The organism is Halorubellus litoreus (assembly GCF_037081675.1).
In the GTDB taxonomy this organism is placed as follows: Archaea; Halobacteriota; Halobacteria; order Halobacteriales; family Natrialbaceae; genus Halorubellus; species Halorubellus litoreus.
The window spans coordinates 330,704-347,083 of sequence record NZ_JAZAQL010000003.1 but is presented as its reverse complement, the minus strand read 5'-3'; the positions used below and the strand labels follow the sequence as shown (position 1 = coordinate 347,083).

The following is a 16,380-nucleotide window of genomic DNA, read 5'->3' as shown; positions in this document are numbered from 1 at the left end:
CTAGAGGTCTGGTCGTCGGTTGAGGGTGCTCTCGCCGGGCAGGTCGGCGCTCCGGTCCTCGGTCCCGCCCGTGAACTGTCTGCGGAACTTCCCGGGGTCGGCGTCGAGCGCTCGCGCGGCGGTACTGCGGACGACCTGGGGTTCGGTCTCGTCGCCTGCGATGGCGTCGAGGCGGTCGCGGGCGCGGTCGTCGTCGACGCCGGCGAGCAGGTGCGCGCTCCACTCGCGGAGGCGCTCGCTCTCGCTCTCGGTCGCGTCGAGGAGGTCGGGGAGCAGGGCTTCCCCGCGGTGCTTGTACAGCGAGACGAGTGCGTTCCGGACGACGGCGTGGTGGTCGTCGTCGAGCGCGCGCTCGATGCGGACCTCGTGCGCACCGCGGTCGATGCGGTCGAGCGCGACGACGGCCTCGGCGCGCACCCACGGGTCGGGGTCGTCGAGCGCGGCGCTCGCCGCCTCGGCGGCGCGGTCGCCGCCGAGCTGCCCGAGCGATTCGACGGCGAACTGGCGGACGTCCGCGTCGTCGTCCGCGAGCCCGTCGGCTGCGAGCGCGTCGACGACGCCCGGCGTCCGGGACTCCTCGCCGAGCGCGAGCGCGGCGCGGCGGCGTTCGACCGCATCGCCCTCCCGGAGGTCTCGGACCTTCTCGGTGGCGTCCGCGCCGACGAGCGGCGCGACGTCGGTCGCGGCGAGCTCGCGCGGCGTCGCCTCCCCGATGGTCACGTCCCGGTCCACCTCGATGTCCTCGAGGCCCGCGGGCTCCTCGCCGAACCCCGGGCTCTCCTCGGGGTGGACGCGCGGGTCCGTCGGGCCGTCGGTCGCCTCCTCGGGGTCGCGCGTCATGCCGACACCTCCGTCGCTGCGTCGGTGGCGTCGGCGGGTTCGGCCTGTCCGAGCGAGTCGGCGTCGCTGGCGACGAGGAGCGCGCCGAGGACCACCGCTGCTGCGGCGGCGGGCGTCGCCGGAACCCCGGCGGCCGCGAGCACGAGAGCGCCGGCGGCGAGTGCGAGGGCTCCGCGGCGAACCCCGGCGACGGTCGCGGCGACGACGCCGCCGGCGGCGGTGGCGACCAGCACGTGGGGACCGCCGACGACGCCGAACCCGACGAGGAGCGCGCTCCCCGCGACGTAGGGCGCGGCCGCGGTCGCCCAGAGGACGGCGGCCCCGACGCCGATACCGGCGCCGAGCGCGACGCGGTCACCTCGGAGGCGGACGACGAGCAGCGAGAGCGCGGCGAGCGCGGCGACGCTCCCGGCCTCGCGGAGCCCAGCGGGGAGGACGCCCGTGGTGCTGCCGAGCGAGAGTGCGACGGCCGCGACGAGCACGGCGGCGACGACGCGGACGCGGGCCTCGCGGTACGTCGAGGGGACGCCGAGTGCGCCGGCGAGCGCGAGCGCGCCACCGGCCGGGACCGCGAGGGTCGCAGGGAGCGCCGCGCCGTCCGCGACCGTCCCGAGGGCGCCGAACGCGGCCGCGAACAGACAGCCGACGCGGACCGACGCGGCGTCGTGGTCGAGGCCGACGGCTGCGAGCGCGACCGCGACGGCGAACGCGCCCAGCACCGCGACGCCACGGAGGACCCCCGGTCCGACCGCGAGCGGGTCGAACGGGACGTTGTGGAGCACGCGCAGCGCGGTGACCGCGGCGGTCGCGAGCAGCGCACCGGCGGCCGCGAGCAAACGCCGGTCCCGTCGCGACGCGACGACAGCGCGGACGCCCCCAGAGCGCGTTCGCGATTGCGGGTCCGAGGTCACCTCCGGCGAGGACTCCGCGCTCACGCGCCCTCACCTCCCGCTTCGTCCGCCGTCGTCCGCCCGGCGCCGACGTCGAGCCGGTCGTCGAGGTCGTCGACGTCCGCCGAACTGAACGCGTCGAGGAACCGCGCGAGCCGACCGTAGATGCTCGTCCCCGGCTCGTCGTCGAGCGCCTCGCGGAGTCCGGAGACGAGCACGCTGAGGTGGCGGTCGTGGAAGTCCAGGCGCGCGCGCCGGGCGCCCTCGACGTCGACGGCCGCGTCGACTGTCGGTGCCGCGGCGGCGACCCGGCAGAGGTAGCCCGCGAACTCGAGTTCCAGCCGGACGTGGTCGTGGTGCCGGCGCTCGTCCTGGTCGACCTCCACGCCGAAGTACTCGTAGGCGCGAGCGAGGTCGAGGTTCACGTCGTTCCACGACACCTCCGACCGGTACGCGGACTCGTAGAGGGACACGGGCGGGCCCTCGCTGTGGACGGTGCCGTCGGTGCCGTCGACGACCTCCGAGTACCCGACGACGAACAGGTCGTTGTACCGCGCCGCGAGCGTGTCCCGGTCGTCGTCGACGGTGAGGTCCGGCGGGGCCACGTCGAGGCCGGTGCGGTCGACGAGCGCCGCGAACTCGTCGTCGAGCGACCCGTCCGCGAGCGCCGCGTACAGGTCCTCGTCGGGTTCGGTGAACGTCCGCGCGGCGAGCGCGTACACCGCGCCGCGAGCGCCCGTCTCGGTGTCGACAGCGTCGGCGAGTGCGTCCGCCTCGGCGTCGGCCTCGTGGTTCGTCGCCACGGTCAGTCACCTCGCGTTCGCCGGACGCCCTCGACCGTCACGAGCGTCGTGAACACGATAGCGACCCCCGCGACAGACCAGAGGATGGCCTCGTACGGCGGCCCGCCGGTGTCCGGACCGAGCGCGAGGTAGTACCACTCGCTCGTGGACTTCTGGCCGGAGCGTTCCATGTTCGAGCCGTTCCAGACCGCGAGCGCGACGTCGACGTCGCGGTCCGTCGGGATGGTCGTCGCGTTCGTCTGGTCGGCCGCGAGCGGCCGCGAGAACACGACGTGCCAGCGGCCGTCCGCGTGGGTCGCGTTCGCCCGCACGCTCGACTGCTCGAACTCGGTCGTCGACCCGGGGCCGCCCGCGAGCAACTCCTCGGTGTCGCCCGTGGCCGTCCAGTACCAGACGTTCACCGGGTTGCTCGAAGAGCCCATCGCGAGCGGCGGCCGCGAACTGTGGTTCACGGGTACCTGGACGGCGACGGCGTCCGCGAACTCGCGGACAGCGTCGGTGTCGCCGTCCGCGGTCGCGTCCCGCCACGACACCCGGACGTAGAGCCGGTCGTCGGTGCGTGCGACCGAGAACTTCGCCTGCTCGACGGTCACGTTGCTCGCCTGCGGGACCCCAGCGCCCGCGCTGCTCAGCGGTATCGACGCCGCCGGGACCTCGCCCCACGCGTCGCCCGTCGGCTCCTGGAGGTCGCCCGCCTCGGTCTGGTAGGTGACGGGGACCTCGTACGCCGGCCGTGCGTCGACGAGCATCGGCGCGAGCGCCGCCGATCCGACGAGCACGAGCGCGAGGACGGCGGCGAGCGTGCGCTCGCTCGGCGCGCCGGGGAGCGCGTCAGTCCTCATCGTCGAACACCTCCAGGCGGTACTGGTCGTCGTTGTTCACGGTCGAGAGGATGTCCATGAGTTCCGACTCCTCGCCGCGGCGGACGCGGTCGCGCTCGCGGTTGATGGTGTTCAGCGCCTCGTTGACCTTCGGCCCGAACAGCTCCTCGAGGTAGTTCCGCGGGATGCGCTCGGCGTCGAGCGTCTCCCCGCTCTCTGACGTCTGCGGGGGCGCGAACGGCGGGATGTAGTACACGTTCGGCTCGGTGCGGTACTCGGGGTGCAGGCGCACCGCGACCTCGTACTCGTTCACGAGCTTGTGGATGGGGCCGTCCTCGTCGTCGAGGAAGCCGACGTGCCGGAGCTGGGGCGGACAGTCAGCCGCACAGCTCGGCGGCTTCACCTCGCCGTCGGGCCCCTCGCCCTCGATGCGCGGATAACAGAAGATGCACTTCTCGCTCGTCTTCTGCTCGGCGTTGTAGAACACCTTCTTGTACGGGCAGCCCTCGACGCAGTACCGGTAGCCGCGACAGCGGTCCTGGTCGACGAGGACGATGCCGTCCTCCTCGCGCTTGTATATCGCCGAGCGCGGACACGCTTCGACGCAACTCGGGTGCGTGCAGTGATTGCAGATGCGCGGGAGGTAGAAGTAGTACGAGTTCGGGTACTCGCCGGCGCCCTCGTCCTCGTCCCAGTTCGGCCCCCAGTCCGCGTTCTCCATCGGCCGCAGGGGCTCGTCGCTGCCCTCGTACATGATTGCCTCGTGGTTGAAGTCCCACGCGCGACCGTAGTCCTCGCGCTCCGGGAGGTCGCCGGGCGACCGCTTCTTGCCGTCTTCCTGCCAGCCGCCGCCCATGTCCTCCCAGTCGCGGGGGTATCCGGAGCCGGGCTTGGTCTCGACGTTGTTCCAGTACATGTACTCGCGGCCGCCGGACTCCGTCCAGTTCGTCTTGCACGCGATCGTGCACGTCTGGCAGCCGATGCACTTGTTCAGGTCCATCACCATCGCGACCTGATGGTCGATGCCCTCCGCGACGTCGACGGTCGAATCGTCGGATTTGCTCATCAATCGTCACCTCCGAGGAGTTTCCGGACCTCCGCAAGTGGCCCGTCGGCGTCCGACTCGTCGTCGAGCGAGCGGTCCGCGAGCGCGTCCTCGCCGAGCGACGACGCGTCCTTGTTCACGACGTCCGCCGCGCTCCTGGTGTTCGACCCGCTCGCGACCTTCTCGACCTCGACGCGGACGTCGCTGTTCACGCCGGTCGGCCCCCAGTAGTTCGGGAAGAAGTACAGGTGCTCGCCCGTGTCCTCCGGGTACTGCACCAGTTGGGTGGGCTTCATGTACATCGGGACGAGCGAGTTGAAGTTCTTCCTGTCCGGGTACTGGAAGCGCTCCCAGCTGAAGTAGTGCCGCGCGGTGCCGCGTTCGCCGCTCGGGTAGATCTTCGCCTGCACCTCGACGCTGTCGAGGTCGTTGTAGACGCGGACGGTGTCGCCGTCCTCGATGCCGCGCTCCTCGGCGTCCTCCGGGTTCAGGTACACGGTGGGTTCGCCGCGCTGGAGGCGCAGCATCTTCGAGTTGTCCCGCCACGTCGAGTGGATCGACCAGCGGCTGTGGGGCGTGTTGTACCCGAGCGGGTACTCGGACTTCTCCTGCAATACCGGGGCGTCCTTGTGCGTCGGGAGCGCCTCGCCGAGTTCCAGGAACCAGTCGTGGTCGATGTAGTACTGCTGGCGGCCCGTGAACGTCGGCCACGGCTCCTTGTCCTGCACGTAGTCCTGCCAGGGCGTGTACGCCTCGCCGTCCTCGATGTCGCTCGTCCAGTGGTCGCCCGCGGTCAGGAGCCGCCGGGGCTGCTCCTCGACGTCGTCGAACGTCAACTGCTCGTCGCTGCCCTCGGGATTGCTCTCCTCGCTGTGTTCGAGGATGAACTCGGCAGCGGCCTTGTCCTCGGCGAGCGCGCCGGGTTCCTCGTCGAGCCAGTCGCGAACGTAGTCGTCGTGGACCGACTGCAGGTCGATCTCGCGGTCGAACTTCCGGTCGTCGACCGGGTCGACGCCGCGTTCCTCGGCGACCGCCTGTATCTTCGCGGCGAGCTCGCGGAAGATCTGCCAGTCCGTCTTCGACTCGCCGAGCGGTTCGACCGCGGGCGTGAACGGATGGACGTAGGTGTGCATGTCCGTCACGCTCAGGTCGTGCTTCTCGTAGTGACTCGCCGCCGGGAGCACGATGTCGCTGTTGAGCGCGGTGGAGTCCATCCGGAAGTTGACGTCGACGACGAGGTCGAGTTTCGGCCAGAGTTCCTCCTCGACGGCGACGTTCCCCTTCGCCTGGTTGAAGTAGTTCCCGCGCCAGCAGAACATGATTCGCGGGTCGGGCCGCGACCCGTCCTCGCGCTCGCTCGGGTAGAGCGGCATCCAGTCCTTCTCGATGGCCTCCTCTATCTTCGCCGCGGTCTCCGGGTCGGTGTTCTCGAGGATGCCGGCGTGATAGTACGTCCATAGCGTCGTCGGGACGCCGCGGACGCTCCCGGTCGGGAACGAGAGCGTCTTCCAGCCGTGGAACGTCCAGATCTTCTCCTGGCCGACGTAGTGGTCGAGCCCGGTGCCCTGCCGGCCGAGATTCCCGGTGAGCGTGACGAGGAGCTGGATGGCGCGGTTCCCGAGGTCGTTGTGGTACCAGTCGTTCACGCCCTTCCCGTGGATGATCTTCGCGCGGTCGACCTCGGCGAACTCGCGGGCGATCTCCTGGTGGGTCTCGCGACCGACGCCCGTGATCTCGTTGACGGTGTCGGGGTCGTAGTTCGCGAGTTCGTCCTGGAGGTTCAGCCAGACGGTCCGGGTCGACACCGTCCCGCCGTCGGCGGTGTCGACGTCGCGCTCGACCGATAGCTGCGGGTCGAAGTCGAGTTCGATGCTCGCGTCCGGGTCCTTCTTGCCGTCGCGTTCGCCGAGACTTCCGGGCGCGGTGCGGAGGTCGCCGTCGGCGTCCTGCATGACGAACACCTGGTCGGGGCGGTCCGCGTCCACCTCCAGGCCCGCGACCTCGCTCGCGCGCAGGAACTTCCCGGTGTCCTCGCGCACGAGGAGGGGCATGTCGGTCTGCTCCTTCAGGTGCGGTTCATCGTAGAGGTCCTCGTCGACGATGGTCCTGGCCATCCCCATCGCGAGCGCGGTGTCGGTGCCGGGCTCGGGCCCGATCCACTCGTCGCAGTGGATGGCGGTCTGACTGTAGTCCGTGAAGATGCCGACGCGCTTCGCGCCGTCGTACCCGGCTTCGAGGAAGTACTTCGCGTCCGGGATGCGCGTGACGTTCACGTTCGACCCCCACGCGATGATGTAGTCGGCGTTGTACCAGTCCGCGCTCTCGGCGTTGTCGGTCTGGGTCCCCCACGTGATGGGTTGGCCCGGCGGGAGGTCGCTGTACCAGTCGTAGAACGAGTGACTGACGCCACCGAGGAGGTTCACGAGTCGACTCCCGGACGCGAAGCTCACGGGACTCATCGCGGGGATGGGCGTGAACCCGCTGATTGCGTCGTACTCCTCGTCCTGGACGGTGTCGACGACCTCCTCCGCTATCTCCGTGAGCGCCTCGTCCCACGACACCCGCTTCCACTTCCCTTCGCCGCGCTCGCCGACGCGCCGGAGCGGGTGCGTGACGCGCTGGTCTGCGTTCACGTAGTCCGAGAAGCACGCGCCCTTCTGGCAGCCCCGCGGGTTCGGGTCCGGGAGGCTCTCGTCGAACCGCGGGTAGTCGCCAGCCTGCTCTTCGCGCCACACCTGGCCGTTCCTGGTGTAGACCTGCCACGAGCAGCTCCCCGTGCAGTTCACGGAGTGCGTCGACCGGGCTTTCGAATCCCAGTCCCACTCCTCGCGGTAGAGGTCCTCCCAGTCCCGATACGGATACGACCCGATGGGGTCGTCGACGACCTCCAGTCCGGTCATCTCCGCGAGGTCGTCCGCGACCCCGAGGCCGGACGCACCGACCACAGACGCGACGCCGAGGCCCTTCAGGAAGTCGCGTCGGACGAGGCCGAGGCCGTCGCTCGCCGCGTCGTCGGGCACCGCGTCGTCGGTCGTGTCGCGCACGCCGCCATCCGTGCTGGTTGCGTCGCCGGTGCGGTGGTCGTCGCTGGGTCGGTCGTTCTCGCTTTCGTTACGCTGGTCGTCGCTGGGTCGGTCGTTCTCGCTTTCGTTGCGCTGGTCGTCGCTGTGTTCGTGGTCGGTCATTGTTCGTTGACGAGTACGGTCGCTAGTCCGAGCGCGACGCCGAGCGTCGCGTACGCGATACCTGCGAGCGTGCTGCCGCCGGTCTCCAGGCCGAGCGCGACGAGCGCGACGCCCGCGAGCTTCGTGATGCGGTCGAGCCAGCGGTACCGGCGCGCCGAGAGCGCGACGGTGCGGTCGGCGGTCGCGTCAGTCATCGTCCACCTCCGCGTCCTCGGCCGCGTCTGCGTCGGTCCCTCCGTCATCTCCTTCGTCGCTTTCGTCGTCCCGGAACCCGCCGAGGGTCGCGTAGACGACCGTTCCGGCGGTCGCGGGGACGAGGACGAGCGCCGCGATGAGGTACGGTTTCAGTGCGGCGGTCGACGTGTGGAGTATCTCGGCGAGGATGACGTCCATCCCGGCGATCGAGGCCACCATCACGAACGTCACGCCCGCGATACCGACCGCGGTCGGGAACGGGCGCTCCAGGGGGTTCGCGGTGAAGTGCACGGGTTCGGGTTCGCGGTCGACGAACGGCCAGACCGCGACCGCCGCGAACACGAGCCCCGGGAGCGCGAGGCCGCCGACGAACTCCGAGCTGACGTGGACGCCGAGGACGTCGAAGCTCAGCCACGACGGCGTGAGCTTCAGGAACCCGTACCCCCACATGAGGAACCAGTCCGGCATGATGAGGCTCGGCGTCGACGCCGGATCCTGCGGGCCGTACTCCGCGATGTTGTGCACCGGGAGGAATCCCGCGAGCAGCGAGAGGGTGGCCATCGTCAGGAAGAACACGACCGCGCTCACCGCCGTCTGGTTCGGGAACGCCGGCAGCCCCACGACGACGGTGTCGTCGTCGCGGTCGACCCTGGTCGCGGTCCCGCCGTCGCTGGCGGTGGCGTCGCCGCCGGTCGCCCCGTCGCTCGCGGCGGCCGGTTCGGGCCCGACGACGTCCTCGTCGCGCTGGGCCTCCGTGTGCTTCTGTTTCAGGAGGATGAGCATGTGGACGCCGATGAGGCCCGCGATGACGACCGGGATGACGAGCACGTGCAGGAAGAACAACCGCGGGATGGTCGCGCTCGACGGGAACGACCCGCCGAAGACGATCTGCGCGAGCGGGTCGCCGACGAGCGGGATGGACTTCGCGACGTTGAAGCCGATGCCGACCGCGGTGCTCGCGAACTCGTCGAACGGGAGCGCGTACCCCGTGTACGCCGCGAACATCGACATTCCGGCCAGTCCGGTCCCGACGAGCCAGTTCGGCTCGCGGGGGTTCCGGTACGCGCCCGTGAAGAACACGCGCAGCATGTGCAGCGCCATGGAGGCGACGAACAGGTGCGCCGCCCAGTGATGCATCCGCCGGATGAGCATCCCGAACGGGACGTCGTACGTGATGTTCAGGACGCTCTTGAACGCCGCTGGGAGCTCCTCGCCCTGGTACTGCGCGACGCTGCCCTCGTACTCGACGGCGGTCGTGCTCGGCTCGAAGAAGAACCCGAGGAAGACGCCGGTGGAGACGAGGACGAGGAAGCAGAACAGCGCGACCTCGCCGAGGAGGAACGAGTCCTCGGCGGGGAACGCCTTCCCGAGGTAGTCGCTGGCGTCGTCGAGGTCGAGCCGGGAGTCCGCCCACTCGTAGGCGGCTTCGAGTCGCGACATCGCTACCCACCTCCCGCGCCGACTGGCGCGTCGAAGTCGCCGGTGGCGACCAGGTAGCCGTCGCTCGACACCGTGATGGGGAGTTGCGGGAGGCCGCGGGGCGGCGGGCCGCCGACGACGCTCGCGCCCGTGGTCGGGTCGAACCGCCCGGAGTGACACGGGCAGACGAGGACGTCGCCGTCGCGGTCCGCGACCATGCAGCCGGCGTGCGTGCACACCTTCGAGAACGCGGCGTACCCGCCGACCGTGTACTCGCCCTTGACGTCACCGCCGTAGACGTCCTCCTCGAACCGCACGAGGATGGTGGGCGCGTCCTCGATGCCCGGCCGAGCTTCGGGGAACACCGTCAGTTGCTCGCCGGGCTTCAGCCGGCCCTCCTCGATGCGGTTCCCGTCCGCGTCGACGAGCGCGATGCCGTCGGAGTACACGGGGCCCTCGTACTTGCGGTCGAACACCTGCGTCAGCCCCGAGACGGGCGCGACGAGGCTGCCGAGCGCGGTGAACCCGCCGACGGTCGCGAGGACCTTCGCGTAGTCCCGGCGGCGAAGTTCGGCGCGAGCGTCCTGCCAGAATCGCTGGTAGATGCTCGGCTGAATACTCGAACCGTCGCCGTGCGGGCACGCGTCGCAGTCGCCGCCTTCGCTCGACGCGAACGCGCTACCGTCGGCGTCCTCGCCATCCGGGCGGGGGTACGATTGGTCGAGGAGGTGTTCGCGAGTCGGTTCCGGCGCGTCCGCGTGGTTGTCTTCAGTCATCAGTGATCCCTCCGTTCTGCGACCTCGACGTGCGGCATGAACCAGGCGTAGTACGACACCGTGAGCCCGGTGAGGCTCATGAACATCCCGAAGACGTAGATGCCGAAGAACTGGGTGCGGGCGAGCGTGAGGTACTCGGCGGTGAACAGCGCCGCGAACGTGATCGCGAGCACCGTCAGGCCGCCCATCGCGACGAGGCCTTCGATGGCGTCGCTCGGCGCGTGGTACTCGACGACCCAGCGGTCGCGCGTGGCGAGCCACGGGAACGTCGTCTCGGTGCCGCCGTCGGCGGCGGCGACGTCGGTCGTCGCGGGCTCGGTGGCATCTGGCCGCGCGGCGTCGTTCATGAAGCGGTGGAAGAACGCCAGGAGGGCGACGAGCGCGAGCAGCGCCACCCACACGATGACGCCGACCTGGCTCGGCGAGAGCTTGTTCGGGGTGTCGACGAACCCCTCGAGGGGCCGTATCTCGTTCACGCTGTGGTCGATGCGTATCTCCTCGCTCGGCGGTTCGCCGTGCGCCGCGACGTACCACGTCGGCGCGAGCACGGCGAGCACCACGAGGACGATTACGAGCGTTCGTCTGTCCATAGGTCTGAGTGTGTCATTGGTGGTTGGCGAGCGGTCCGCGACCACGTCAGTGCGACGTGGTGGTCCTCGTCGCGCCGCCCTCGGACGCCCTCACACCGGACTCGTGTCCGGTCGTGACGCGTGAGGGCCGGGTGGCGCGACGTCCTGCGTGCGTTCGTACACTCGCTGCCGTCGGGTGTTGGAGATGGGACCGCACTATCGCGGTGTTTTATAAGCGCTCACGCGTGGTCGTGCGCTCGTCGGGTGCTCGAACGACTGTGCCGTCCGCGGGTTTCTCGACCACCTACGGGTAGACGTCGGGAGCGAGACCCCGTCGGTCTCTCGGCGAACATCTTCGGCGGAACGCCCGTGCTCGACGGCACACGACATGGAAGTATGTTCGGTATCGGCCGCGAGCGCGACGACGACACGTTCGACCGCGCGGACGTCTTCGAACCGGCGCACCTCCCCGACCCGGGGTCGTTCCTCGGCGACGTCGACGTCCTCGTCGGCGACGAGCACCTGGCCGTGCATCGGCTGGCAGCCGAGCTCTTCGAGGAGCGCGGCGTCTACGACGTGACGTTCGGGTACAACCTCGCGCGACTGAACCGCGACCGCCGGCATCCCGACGCCGGGTTCCGGTACGGGACCGAGGTCCGTCGCGCCGATGGCACCGCGGACGACGGCGACGAGTCCGCGGACGACGCCACCGTGAAGGGCGACGACGCGGCGCCGACGCGAGTCCTCCGCGCGGAGTTCACGCCGACGACCGAGTTCTGTCCGCAGAGCGAACAGCTCGCGACCGGCGCGTTCCGGGCGTGGAACGGCCTCGGTGAGCGCCACGAGTTCGACGTGGTCGTCGTTCGCGTCGACGGCATGCACCAGGAGAGCGCGCGCATCAACGCCGCGCTCGCCGAGTTAGACCCCCGGAGCGTCGACGCGAACGCACCGTCGACGGCGAGTGCGGACGGCGGACGCGACGGCGAGTCGTCGCCTGCAGGCGGGTTCGAGTCGCCGTTCTAACGCTAGGCAGGTTCGAGTCGCCGTTCTAACGCTAGGCAGGTTCGAGTCGCCGTTCTAACGCTAGGCAGGTTCGAGGCGGCGTTCTAACGCTAGGCAGGTTCGAGGCGGCGGTCTAACGCTAGGCAGGTTCGGGTTGCCGTTCTAGCGGTCGGTATCGACCTCGCCGCGGGTTCGTCGTGGCGCGAGCGCACCGAGGACGACGGCGTGGACGCCGCGGGCGGCGTGGTGGTGGACGACGCCGACGAGGTTGCCGGCGAACGCGAGCACGCCGACGGCGGCGAGCGTTCCGGCGAGTGCGACGAGCGCGTCGGGGACTGTGAGGACGCTGGCGGCGAGCGCGCCGAGGAGTGCGACGACGACGAGCGCGAGTTCGCTGCGCGCGACCCGCGCGTCGTAGAGGTCGTCGATGCTCGGCACGGGCTCGTACCCGAGGCGGTCGCTGTAGCGTTCGACCCAGACGAGGAACGGGACGACGTGATAGCTCGTGCCGGCGACGACGAACCCGACTGCTGCGACGAGCAGGAGCGGGCCGACGTCGGGTGCGCCGAGGAGCGCGTCGGGCGCCGTCGGGTCCGAGAGCCACGCCGGGGCGCTGGCGGCGGCCCAGGCTGCGAGCGCGAGCGCGGCGACGGCGTACCGGCGCTGGAGGGCACCGGGCTCGACGCGAGCGTGCCAGAGCCGACGCGCGAAGACGACGGCGAACGTGAACGCGCCGAGGACGACGAGGACACCGCCGATTCGGGCGACGACGACGGCGTCCGCGAATCGACCGGCGGCGAGCGCGAGCACGCCCACGGGATGTGCGACCGACTCGACGCGGCGGCAGCGGTGGTCGAGCGCGTCGAGGTCGGACTGCGTGAACATCGGCGCGAGCTGGTAGAGCGCGCCGTAGACCGTCGTGAGAATCGCACCGAACACCGCGAGGGCGACGTGCGCGCCGCGAGCGGCGGCTTGGTCGACGCCGAGCGCGGCGAGGACGCCGGTCGCGTAGTTCCCGGCCATGAGGACGCCGAGCGTCGAGAGGAGGACGAACGCCACGAGTGCGACCGCGAAGTGGCCCTCGGTCGTCCCCGGGTCGTCGACGGTCAGGAGCGTCCGCGCGAGGTTGTACGCGAACGCGAGGAACCCCAGCCACATCGCGAGCGCGCCGGCGAGTAGGAGCCACCACGAGGTCGTCGCGAACGCCACCGCGAACGTCGCCACGCCACCCCCGACGAGGACGAGTTGGAGGTTCGCGAGGCGTCGCGAGTACAGCGTCGTGCCCGCCCACACGGGGACGAACTGCGTCATCGCACCGAGGATGGTTATCGCGATCCAGCCGACGAACAGGAGGTGGACGTGCGCGAGGTGCGCTACGCCCGGAACCGCACCGGCCGCGTCCGCGGCGCCGACGAGCACGCCGGCGACGAGGAACGCGAGCGCGACGACCACGTGCCGGAGCGGTACGGCGGTCGGCGGCCCACGCGTCGCGTCCACGGACCCGAGTATCGCGCTCATGTACCACGGTACGCTCGCGACGACCCTCCCGGTACTCCCGAACGCGTTCGGCCGCAGCCGGCGATTCCACCACGAGCCCCGGTCGTCGTGGACGCCAATCGCCGCAACCGCTACCTGCCTGCGGTTCAGGTTCGAAATCGACCCATGGGTTTAACCACGTAATTGATAAGCGGCGACGGGCTAGCGGCGCACCACATGCGACACACAGGCCTGAAGGTACGGATGGCGGTCGTCGGAACGCTCCTGTTCGCGTTCTACGCCGCCGCCGGTGCAGTCGTCTACGCGATGTTCGGACAGGGCGCGATACCGCTCGTGCTCGTCGGCTCGGTGGTCCTCATCGGGTTCCAGTACAAGGTCGGGAAGTGGGCGGCGCTCCGGAGCGTCGGCGCTGAGGACATGCCCGAGAGTGGCGAGTACGCACGCATCCACCAGCAGGTCGAATCGATGAGTCGCGACATGGGCATCGACAAGCCGCGGCTGATGGTCGCGGACATGGGCGTCCCGAACGCGTTCGCGGTCGGCCGCAAGGGCGCGGGGACCGTCGTCGTCTCCCGCGAACTCCTCCACCTCCTGGAGGACGACGAGGTCGAGGGCGTGCTCGCGCACGAGCTCGCGCACATCGCGAACCGCGACGTCGTCATGATGGTGCTCGGGCAGGGCATCGCGAGCATCGTCGGGCTCGTCGCGCAGTTCGTCGTGCTGCTCGCGGGCGACAACGACCTCGCGGACTTCTTCCTCGCCATCATCGTCGGGAACGTCGTGCAGTTCATCGTGATGCTGTTCGTGCTCGCCATCTCGCGGTACCGCGAGTACGTCGCCGACGCGGACGCCCGCCGCGTCATCGGGAGCGGCGACCCGCTCGCGCGAGCGCTCTCGAAGATCAGTCGCGGCGCGGAAGGCCGCGAGTCGAAGATCGACGAGGACGTCTCCGCGCTCTGTATCTTCGGCACGGGCGGCGGGTTCCTCTCGAAGCTCGTGTCGACGCACCCGCCGATGGAGAAGCGCATCGAGCGGCTCCGTAACTGATGGTCGAACCGGGTCTCACGGAGGCGCTGTCGGCGGTCCTCGGCGTCGGGTTCGGCGCGTTCATGATCGCGAAGCCAGGGATCGTCCTCGCGGTGCAGACGGCGGGGACGCGCCCGGACCGCCAGCCTGGGCCGAGCGGCGACGCCCCGAGCGAGGGCAGCGTCTGGGAGACCCTTATCCGCGTCGCCGGCGTCGGGTTCGTCCTCGCCGGCCTCTACTTCGCGTCGCTGTTCCTCTGACGACCCACCACCCCGTCTTCGGGGAGGCCTTTCTCGGTCGGCGAGGCCCGCGTCTCACGGTCGGCGAGCGTGCCGTCCCCCGCTCGGCGAGCGTGCCGTCCCCCGCTCGGCGAGCGTGCCGTCCCCCGCTCGGCGAGCGTGCCGTCCCCCGCTGGCGCGTGCAGGGGTTGCACGCTGTGCACGGGGTGCACTGAAACGCCGTCGGTTCCTTCGTCGGGGTGCGGGCCACGAACGGGGACCCGGCCCGACGAGGGGGGAGTGTCGATTGAACGGGCTTGAAGCGCCGCGTCGGGGTTCGGGGGAGCGCCGACGCAGCGGCACTTGGTCGGTCGGCTCGGCGTCTGGTTACTCGCGGAACGAGTCTATCTTCGCTCGCGCCCAGTCGCGGACCGCGGGCGTGGTCGACTCGATGAGCGCCCGTGGTTCGCCGTCCTCGTCGACGCCGACCTGCACCACGTCGTCGAGGACGCCGACGTAGAACGGGACGTCGGCCGGCGCCCGTGACAGCGTGAACCCGTCCGCTGCCTGGAGATCCGCCGCAAGTGCGGCGTACCCGGGGGCTTCGAGGAGGGTCTCGACGACCCGTGGGCCGGCGACGAGTTCGACGGTCGCGTCGCCGTCGACGACGGACTCGTGGACGGCCTCGGTCGCGTGCAGGCCGAGGAACGGGACCGCGGCGAGGACGTCGGTGCTGCGTTGTATCGCCGCGACGTGCGCGTTCACCATCGCGAGCGGATCGCCCGGTTCCGTGACGGTGACGGTTGCCTCGTCGAGGAGTCCGAGGTCGACGTCGAACGCGTCGTCGTCGACGTGCTCGAGGAACGGCCGGAGGCGGTCCGCGATGCCGACCGTCGACTCGAGGTCGAGGAACCGGTCGACGATAGCGTCGGTGCCCGGAGTCAGCGCGTACTCGCGGTCGGTCGCGCGCACCCAGCCGCGGTCGCAGAGCGCATCGAGGTTCCGCGAGACCGTGGTGCGCGACGCCGAGAGCGCCTCGCGGAGGTCCTCGCGGGTCGCCGGCCCGCGTTCCCGGAGCGTCTCGAGCAGTCGAATGCGAGTGGTCGACCGGGCCAGGAACTCGACGTCCTCGATCCTCGCTGTCCGTTCGTCCATGGTCGTTCCAAACGTTCGGAGTGAGACCTATCAGTCCTGCGGCGTGTTGCAGCGGGTGCGACGCGGGGCGGCGAGTGCGATAGCGTCGTCCAACCCGGGAGTTATGCCGTCGCCGCGAGTAGCGCCGTGTATGCTAGTGGTATCCAACAGGTTCCACGTCCACGAGGACCACGTCGAGGAGTTCGAGGAGCGCTTCCGGAATCGCATGGGCGAGGTCGAGTCGATGGACGGGTTCGTGCGCTTCGAGTTCCATCGCCCGGTCGACCACGGCCACATCGACACGGGGACGCACGCGGCGGTGACGTACTGGGAGTCGATGGACGCGTTCGAGGCGTGGACGGAGAGCGAGGCGTTCCGGGAAGCCCACCGGAATCCGGCGCCCGAGGAGTGGTTCGAGCAGGAGGGTAACGTGGAGATACACGAGGTCGGGTTCGACGCCGGCGGCGACCGGTAAGCGGGTTCGACAGCGGACGCGAGCGCTAGCGAGGCGGTCGGTCCTCGCGGACGTCGAGTGCGGCGGCGAGGACGTCGGCGTGGTCGAACCCGAGTTCGGGCGGGTCCCGTGGGTCGAACGTCCCCACTTTCGTCGCCTCCTCGCGTGCTTCGGGGGTCGCGTCCGGGTCAACGGGCTCGCAGACGTAGGCTGCGCTCGCGGTGTGTCGCGGGTCGCGGTCGGGTGCGTCGAACAACCCGACGAACGCGGTCGGTTCGACCGCCATCCCGGTCTCCTCCTCGACCTCGCGCGCGGCGGCGGTCGCGGCGGTCTCCTCGGGTTCGACGAACCCACCGGGGAGCACCCACGAACCCTCGTCTGGCGGGTGGTTGCGTTCGAGCAGGACGACCGCGTCGTCGACGAATACGACGCCGTCCGCGGTGAGTGCGCGCACGTCGTGACTCATGCGTCGGCGTTCGCGCCGACGAGCGTAAAAGACACGTCAT

The 16,380-nt window shown here is 70.3% G+C and carries 17 protein-coding genes; 4 read left to right on the top strand and 13 right to left on the bottom strand.

Annotated features, from left to right (window positions below; genetic code table 11):
- From VYJ16_RS16540 to VYJ16_RS16495, 10 genes are read right to left on the bottom strand one after another with little or no spacing between them, the layout of a single operon-like run.
- On the bottom strand, positions 1–840 hold the full coding sequence (locus VYJ16_RS16540; RefSeq protein WP_336351420.1) for a HEAT repeat domain-containing protein: 840 nt from the start codon (positions 838–840) through the stop codon (positions 1–3).
- Positions 837–1,775: a DUF8068 family protein gene (locus VYJ16_RS16535; RefSeq protein WP_336351419.1), complete on the bottom strand. Its 939-nt coding sequence runs from the start codon at positions 1,773–1,775 to the stop codon at positions 837–839. Before VYJ16_RS16535 ends, VYJ16_RS16540 begins: the two co-directional genes overlap by 4 nt.
- The gene (locus VYJ16_RS16530) at positions 1,772–2,533 is read right to left on the bottom strand and encodes a molecular chaperone TorD family protein (RefSeq protein ID WP_336351418.1); all 762 of its coding nucleotides are present in this window, start codon (positions 2,531–2,533) and stop codon (positions 1,772–1,774) included. The genes VYJ16_RS16535 and VYJ16_RS16530 overlap by 4 nt, the downstream gene beginning before the upstream one ends.
- 2 nt (positions 2,534–2,535) lie before the next feature.
- Entirely contained in the window at positions 2,536–3,375 is an 840-nt protein-coding gene (locus VYJ16_RS16525; RefSeq protein ID WP_336351417.1) for an ethylbenzene dehydrogenase-related protein, read from the bottom strand.
- Positions 3,365–4,420, bottom strand: coding sequence for a nitrate reductase subunit beta (narH, locus tag VYJ16_RS16520; protein WP_336351416.1), 1,056 nt, complete (start codon positions 4,418–4,420; stop codon positions 3,365–3,367). Before narH ends, VYJ16_RS16525 begins: the two co-directional genes overlap by 11 nt.
- The gene (gene narG, locus VYJ16_RS16515; RefSeq protein WP_336351415.1) at positions 4,420–7,584 is read right to left on the bottom strand and encodes a nitrate reductase subunit alpha; all 3,165 of its coding nucleotides are present in this window, start codon (positions 7,582–7,584) and stop codon (positions 4,420–4,422) included. The genes narH and narG overlap by 1 nt, the downstream gene beginning before the upstream one ends.
- Positions 7,581–7,778 (bottom strand): DUF8120 family protein, encoded by a 198-nt coding sequence (locus VYJ16_RS16510; RefSeq protein ID WP_336351414.1) that lies wholly within the window; start codon positions 7,776–7,778, stop codon positions 7,581–7,583. The genes narG and VYJ16_RS16510 overlap by 4 nt, the downstream gene beginning before the upstream one ends.
- Positions 7,771–9,219 carry a cytochrome b gene (locus VYJ16_RS16505; RefSeq protein WP_336351413.1) on the bottom strand — a complete coding sequence of 483 codons (1,449 nt, stop codon included), beginning with the start codon at positions 9,217–9,219 and terminating at the stop codon, positions 7,771–7,773. Before VYJ16_RS16505 ends, VYJ16_RS16510 begins: the two co-directional genes overlap by 8 nt.
- Before the next feature lie 2 nt (positions 9,220–9,221).
- The gene (locus VYJ16_RS16500) at positions 9,222–9,974 is read right to left on the bottom strand and encodes a QcrA and Rieske domain-containing protein (RefSeq protein ID WP_336351412.1); all 753 of its coding nucleotides are present in this window, start codon (positions 9,972–9,974) and stop codon (positions 9,222–9,224) included.
- Entirely contained in the window at positions 9,974–10,564 is a 591-nt protein-coding gene (locus tag VYJ16_RS16495) for a hypothetical protein (RefSeq protein ID WP_336351411.1), read from the bottom strand. Before VYJ16_RS16495 ends, VYJ16_RS16500 begins: the two co-directional genes overlap by 1 nt.
- Positions 10,565–10,939: 375 nt before the next feature.
- Between VYJ16_RS16495 and VYJ16_RS16490 the strand changes: the two genes are divergently transcribed.
- Positions 10,940–11,566 carry a DUF7998 family protein gene (locus VYJ16_RS16490; RefSeq protein WP_336351410.1) on the top strand — a complete coding sequence of 209 codons (627 nt, stop codon included), beginning with the start codon at positions 10,940–10,942 and terminating at the stop codon, positions 11,564–11,566.
- 141 nt (positions 11,567–11,707) lie between these two features.
- Here the strand turns inward: VYJ16_RS16490 and VYJ16_RS16485 are convergent, their stop codons facing one another.
- Positions 11,708–13,063: a hypothetical protein gene (locus tag VYJ16_RS16485; RefSeq protein WP_336351409.1), complete on the bottom strand. Its 1,356-nt coding sequence runs from the start codon at positions 13,061–13,063 to the stop codon at positions 11,708–11,710.
- 222 nt (positions 13,064–13,285) lie between these two features.
- On the opposite strand from VYJ16_RS16485, the gene VYJ16_RS16480 reads away from it, so the two are divergent.
- Together VYJ16_RS16480 and VYJ16_RS16475 are read left to right on the top strand one after the other, a co-directional pair.
- Positions 13,286–14,089, top strand: coding sequence for a M48 family metallopeptidase (locus VYJ16_RS16480; protein WP_379762717.1), 804 nt, complete (start codon positions 13,286–13,288; stop codon positions 14,087–14,089).
- Positions 14,089–14,328 (top strand): DUF6199 family natural product biosynthesis protein, encoded by a 240-nt coding sequence (locus VYJ16_RS16475; protein ID WP_336351407.1) that lies wholly within the window; start codon positions 14,089–14,091, stop codon positions 14,326–14,328. Before VYJ16_RS16480 ends, VYJ16_RS16475 begins: the two co-directional genes overlap by 1 nt.
- A gap of 345 nt (positions 14,329–14,673) precedes the next feature.
- Here the strand turns inward: VYJ16_RS16475 and VYJ16_RS16470 are convergent, their stop codons facing one another.
- On the bottom strand, positions 14,674–15,441 hold the full coding sequence (locus VYJ16_RS16470) for a helix-turn-helix transcriptional regulator (RefSeq protein WP_336351406.1): 768 nt from the start codon (positions 15,439–15,441) through the stop codon (positions 14,674–14,676).
- 130 nt (positions 15,442–15,571) lie between these two features.
- Here VYJ16_RS16470 and VYJ16_RS16465 point away from each other — a divergent pair, with 130 nt between their 5' ends.
- Positions 15,572–15,895 (top strand): antibiotic biosynthesis monooxygenase family protein, encoded by a 324-nt coding sequence (locus tag VYJ16_RS16465; RefSeq protein ID WP_336351405.1) that lies wholly within the window; start codon positions 15,572–15,574, stop codon positions 15,893–15,895.
- A 25-nt stretch (positions 15,896–15,920) separates the two neighbouring features.
- Here VYJ16_RS16465 and VYJ16_RS16460 read toward each other — a convergent pair whose 3' ends face one another.
- Positions 15,921–16,340, bottom strand: coding sequence for an NUDIX domain-containing protein (locus VYJ16_RS16460; RefSeq protein ID WP_336351404.1), 420 nt, complete (start codon positions 16,338–16,340; stop codon positions 15,921–15,923).
- Positions 16,341–16,380 lie beyond the last annotated feature (40 nt).

What these genes read in the sequence shown, in the direction of transcription:
- VYJ16_RS16540 (WP_336351420.1), bottom strand. Translation starts at nt 840, where the DNA reads ATGACGCGCGACCCCGAGGAGGCGACCGACGGCCCGACGGACCCGCGC.
- VYJ16_RS16525 (WP_336351417.1), bottom strand. Translation starts at nt 3,375, where the DNA reads ATGAGGACTGACGCGCTCCCCGGCGCGCCGAGCGAGCGCACGCTCGCC.
- narH (WP_336351416.1), bottom strand. Translation starts at nt 4,420, where the DNA reads ATGAGCAAATCCGACGATTCGACCGTCGACGTCGCGGAGGGCATCGAC.
- narG (WP_336351415.1), bottom strand. Translation starts at nt 7,584, where the DNA reads ATGACCGACCACGAACACAGCGACGACCAGCGCAACGAAAGCGAGAAC.
- VYJ16_RS16510 (WP_336351414.1), bottom strand. Translation starts at nt 7,778, where the DNA reads ATGACTGACGCGACCGCCGACCGCACCGTCGCGCTCTCGGCGCGCCGG.
- VYJ16_RS16505 (WP_336351413.1), bottom strand. Translation starts at nt 9,219, where the DNA reads ATGTCGCGACTCGAAGCCGCCTACGAGTGGGCGGACTCCCGGCTCGAC.
- VYJ16_RS16500 (WP_336351412.1), bottom strand. Translation starts at nt 9,974, where the DNA reads ATGACTGAAGACAACCACGCGGACGCGCCGGAACCGACTCGCGAACAC.
- VYJ16_RS16495 (WP_336351411.1), bottom strand. Translation starts at nt 10,564, where the DNA reads ATGGACAGACGAACGCTCGTAATCGTCCTCGTGGTGCTCGCCGTGCTC.
- VYJ16_RS16490 (WP_336351410.1), top strand. Translation starts at nt 10,940, where the DNA reads ATGTTCGGTATCGGCCGCGAGCGCGACGACGACACGTTCGACCGCGCG.
- VYJ16_RS16485 (WP_336351409.1), bottom strand. Translation starts at nt 13,063, where the DNA reads ATGAGCGCGATACTCGGGTCCGTGGACGCGACGCGTGGGCCGCCGACC.
- VYJ16_RS16480 (WP_379762717.1), top strand. Translation starts at nt 13,286, where the DNA reads ATGGCGGTCGTCGGAACGCTCCTGTTCGCGTTCTACGCCGCCGCCGGT.
- VYJ16_RS16475 (WP_336351407.1), top strand. Translation starts at nt 14,089, where the DNA reads ATGGTCGAACCGGGTCTCACGGAGGCGCTGTCGGCGGTCCTCGGCGTC.
- VYJ16_RS16470 (WP_336351406.1), bottom strand. Translation starts at nt 15,441, where the DNA reads ATGGACGAACGGACAGCGAGGATCGAGGACGTCGAGTTCCTGGCCCGG.
- VYJ16_RS16465 (WP_336351405.1), top strand. Translation starts at nt 15,572, where the DNA reads ATGCTAGTGGTATCCAACAGGTTCCACGTCCACGAGGACCACGTCGAG.
- VYJ16_RS16460 (WP_336351404.1), bottom strand. Translation starts at nt 16,340, where the DNA reads ATGAGTCACGACGTGCGCGCACTCACCGCGGACGGCGTCGTATTCGTC.